At 66.0% G+C, this 4,389-nt stretch carries 2 protein-coding genes, 1 pseudogene and 1 CRISPR repeat array; all 3 genes and pseudogenes read left to right on the forward strand.

What is annotated here, in order from left to right:
* Positions 1-203 precede the first annotated feature (203 nt).
* Positions 204-641, forward strand: a complete 438-nt coding sequence (gene csb2, locus GGD82_RS20250) for a type I-G CRISPR-associated protein Csb2 (RefSeq protein WP_150064224.1) — start codon at positions 204-206, stop codon at positions 639-641.
* Positions 638-2,119, forward strand: a complete 1,482-nt coding sequence (locus GGD82_RS20255; RefSeq protein ID WP_150064223.1) for a type I-G CRISPR-associated protein, Cas3-extension family — start codon at positions 638-640, stop codon at positions 2,117-2,119. Before csb2 ends, GGD82_RS20255 begins: the two co-directional genes overlap by 4 nt.
* An 18-nt stretch (positions 2,120-2,137) precedes the next feature.
* Positions 2,138-2,389: pseudogene (locus GGD82_RS20260) on the forward strand (CRISPR-associated endonuclease Cas2); the annotation flags it as partial.
* Between the two features lie 231 nt (positions 2,390-2,620).
* A CRISPR array of direct repeats spans positions 2,621-4,229; the repeat unit is 37 nt; unit sequence CCTTTCCGGGGCAGTAACGCCCCGGCCTCATTGAAGC.
* Positions 4,230-4,389: the final 160 nt, after the last annotated feature.

Raw genomic sequence — 4,389 nt, forward strand, 5'->3', positions numbered from 1 at the left:
GCCCGCCCCGGCATCTCCATCCGCCGCAAACGCAAGCGCTGCGGATGGACCAACGAATTCGCCAGAACCATCATCGGCCAAATGCGATAGCCCTGCCATCTCTTGCATTACGGGTTTTCGGATACGAGTATGACGTGTTTCGGTCGGGACCGACACGCCATCACCCCAAGGAGGCCCCGTCATGCCGCTGACCCACGCCAACCTTGCCCGGTGGGCTGGTCTGGTCCCTGGCCTGGGACACGGAGGGGACGACAGCCTCCCTCCGCCCCCGGGTCTACACCGGGCCAGCCCAATCTTGGGCCACGGTCAGCCCACTCGCGCTCGACCGCCACCCCAAGACGGACGGCGACATTGACGCCGCGATCATGGACGCCTGCGAACGCATCGGCCTGCCCCGCCCGGTGACCTTGGTTGCCCACAAGCATTCCGCCCACCGGGGCGCGCCCTCGGCCCGGGCCAGCGGTCACGCGCCGCCCTGGACCGGCTGGGGACGCCCGCATTCCGTGGCCGGCCGCCGCCTGACCCATGCCGTGGTGCGGTTTTCCAAACCGGTGGCCGGCCCGGTTATCCTGGGGGCAGGCCGCTTCGTTAGCTTGGGCCTGTGCCGGCCCTTGCCGGAGTCCGGGGAGGGCGAATCATGACCGAGGCGTTGCCCCTGACCGCCGACGACTTCCCGAAAGTGTTCCACGCCATCCATGGCCATCCGCCGTTTCCCTGGCAGGCGCGGCTGGCAGCACAGGTCGCCCGCGAGAGAATCTGGCCCGACGCGCTCGATCTGCCCACCGGCAGCGGCAAGACGGCGGCGCTGGATATCGCGCTGTTCCATCTGGCGCTGGAGGCCGACAGGGGCGCGGACCGCACCGCGCCCGTGCGCGTCGCCTTCGTGGTGGACCGCCGGATCATCGTGGACGCGGCGTTCGAGCGGGCGAAGAAAATCGCCGACGCCCTCGCGACCGCCGATCCGACCGGCCCCAAGCCGCTGGACCGAATGGCCGGCGCGTTGCGCGGGTTATCCGGGGATGGTCCGCCCCTGGTGGTCCAGGCCCTGCGCGGCGGGTTGCCGCGCGAAGCCGACTGGGCGCGCACGCCGGCCCAGCCGACCATTCTGTGCTCCACCGTCGATCAGGTGGGCTCGCGGCTGCTGTTCCGGGGCTATGGGGTCTCCGACAGCATGAAGCCGATCCATGCCGGGCTGCTGGGGGCGGACTGCCTGCTGCTGCTGGACGAGGCCCATCTGGCCGCACCGTTCGCCCAGACGCTGGCATGGGTCGGGCAGTATCGAGGGCGCCCCTGGACCGAGGTTAGAGCGGCCCCCTGGCGGGTGGTCACCCTGGCCGAGCCCACGTTCAAGATCGACATCGCCCGCGCAGCGGCGGAGGGGTGCGCAAAGCTTGCGCCGGACTACGATTTCGGCGGCCGGCAGTTGCTGAACTACACGCGCGCGGAGATGAGGGCTATCAATCGGGAAGGTCTTTCCTGCGGAGGACCATCGGCAGTCAGACGGCTCGCCGTGTATTCGGTGTTGGCCCACGAATCAGATCTCAAGGACCCAAAAACGCCATCGCCGGACAGCATCCTGGCCCGGCCAGTGTTCAACTGTCTGGATGTTGCGCAGGTCAAGTTCTTGAAGAACCTCCGCGAAGCCACGGCCACATCACCGGACCACGCGGAAGAGATCGGGAATGCCCTGTTTGCATCATGGCGACGGCGGGATCGCTTCACGACGTTCCGGTGGGATGCGGCCGAGGACCGGCGGCACGCCTACAGATTCAAGGCGCCGACCAGTGATCCGGTGCGGACACAGGCAGGCGCCAACCGTCTGGCCGCCGTCGGGCTGGCGGCCCTGCCCGGCGCGGCGGTGGAGCGGCGCGGGCGGATCCATTTCCTCAATCTGGGAACCGAACTGGCGCCCGGCCAAGGGGGCCGTTTCGTGACATGGCCGATCTGGGGCCGCCCCGCCTCCCTGGCGACGATCCAGGCCCTGCTGGGGCATCCGACGCTTGGCGCGGCCGAGCCCCGCCACGATGTTTTGCGCCGCCTTGGCGTGGTCGGCGTGCACCGGGCGCGCCGTATCGCCGTGGGCAAGTACTTCAACTTCACCCGCGCCGAGGCACTGTAGGCCAAGGGGACCGGCCATGACCCGAAGCGCTGGCGTCGGGTATGGAAGGTGATGAACGGCTACGGCGAATGGCTGCAACTGTCCGTCTTTCAATGCCGCTTGTCGCGGAAACGTCTCGTCCAGGTGCGCGGGGCCCTGACCGAGGCCATCCATGACGGCGCCGACCATGTGCTCATCCTCGACCTGGGACCAGCCGAGACCGTGAAGCCCCGCCTGGAAAGCCTGGGTAAGACCGTGGCGGTGGTGGAACGCACGCCGATCATCGTGTAGCCTTCACCCGAAGTCCGGTTTGGAGCGGGCTGCCCGGCTTTTTCGAGCTCTCTTGAGGCGCTCGCGACTCGGGGAGCGCTCGAAAACGCTTTTTGACATTGTAAAACAAAGCGGTAGCGCGTGCGCGGCACAGCCCCTGAGCATCGTGGAAGCCGTATCGACTCGGTGCTCTGGCGAGCGCTCGAAAACGGTGCTAAAATCTCAATCAGAGCTGCCGGTTACAGCCGGGCCCCTTTCCGGGGCAGTAACGCCCCGGCCTCATTGAAGCCCTCGACGTGCCAGCCCACAAGGGCAAGCACGACGAAACCTTTCCGGGGCAGTAACGCCCCGGCCTCATTGAAGCTGGAGAAGAACAAGTAGATGACGAATTGTTGACGTATATGCTTTCCGGGGCAGTAACGCCCCGGCCTCATTGAAGCGCAGACGTCGCCACATGAGCCCGATCCGCCCTCACATCCCTTTCCGGGGCAGTAACGCCCCGGCCTCATTGAAGCCCCGCTGGATCAGCCGTGCCATGCGGACGTGCTGCTGACCTTTCCGGGGCAGTAACGCCCCGGCCTCATTGAAGCACTGTCTTGATGAAAGCGGTGTTGGCAGTGTCATTCCCTTTCCGGGGCAGTAACGCCCCGGCCTCATTGAAGCGGCTGAGCAAGACGTATTTTGCTTCCAACGCGAGTTACGCCTTTCCGGGGCAGTAACGCCCCGGCCTCATTGAAGCGTGGCAGCGCTCAAGTCCCCGGTGTTCGTGGCAGCCCTTTCCGGGGCAGTAACGCCCCGGCCTCATTGAAGCGGTGGATTGGGCCGAGGATCATGGCTTGCGCACTGCGCCCTTTCCGGGGCAGTAACGCCCCGGCCTCATTGAAGCATGTCCGTCGCGGCCTGGTCCGCGCTGATCTCTCCGACCTTTCCGGGGCAGTAACGCCCCGGCCTCATTGAAGCAATTCGTCCAGAGCCATAAGATACCAGTCATCATACCCCTTTCCGGGGCAGTAACGCCCCGGCCTCATTGAAGCTCGTTAGGCTGTATGGCTGTGTCCGCCGTCGCCCCCTGTGCGGCCTTTCCGGGGCAGTAACGCCCCGGCCTCATTGAAGCGGCGCCAGCGGCGCCAACGGGTTCTTTCGCGTCACGGCCCTTTCCGGGGCAGTAACGCCCCGGCCTCATTGAAGCGACAGAAGGGGCGGTCTTCTTCGGAGGGGACGGCGCCGACCTTTCCGGGGCAGTAACGCCCCGGCCTCATTGAAGCCGCTTGTCCGGACGAACGGCCGCGGTCGTCTGCGGCTCCCTTTCCGGGGCAGTAACGCCCCGGCCTCATTGAAGCATCCATGATGTCAGTCCTGATGTCAGCACCGTCTTCATCCTTTCCGGGGCAGTAACGCCCCGGCCTCATTGAAGCGCCTTGGTGGTGCTGGAACAAAATCGGCTCGCCAGCCTCCTTTCCGGGGCAGTAACGCCCCGGCCTCATTGAAGCGACGTGATGGCTTCGTCATGGCCGTAGCCAGTCTGGCCCTTTCCGGGGCAGTAACGCCCCGGCCTCATTGAAGCTCCAGCGCCCTTTGCTGCAAAGGAAAGGGTGGCATCTTCCTTTCCGGGGCAGTAACGCCCCGGCCTCATTGAAGCTTCGCTGACCGCTACGCCGGCGCGGTCGAGACCACCGACTTTCCGGGGCAGTAACGCCCCGGCCTCATTGAAGCGTGCTCATTCGGCCGCGACCGCATGCAGGTCCGCCTTCTTTCCGGGGCAGGAATGCCCTGGCCTCATTGAAGCTGGGGGCCGATCAAGACGGGCATTTGGACCTCGAGGTGCCTTTCCGGGGTAGTCATGCCCCGGCCTCATTGAAGCTAGTTGCCCTTCTTCCCGGTCTTCAGGTCGCGCACGGCACTTTCCGGGGCAGGAATGCCCCGGCCTCCCGCGCGCAACCCGAGGCGGGCGCGTCCCGCCGAAGGTTGTTGCGCGCAAAAGAAAACGCGGGCGACTTTCGAAGTTTTTTGATTCGCTCGAC

The sequence above is a fragment of the Roseospira marina genome (assembly GCF_014197855.1).
GTDB classification, from domain to species: domain Bacteria; phylum Pseudomonadota; class Alphaproteobacteria; order Rhodospirillales; family Rhodospirillaceae; genus Rhodospira; species Rhodospira marina.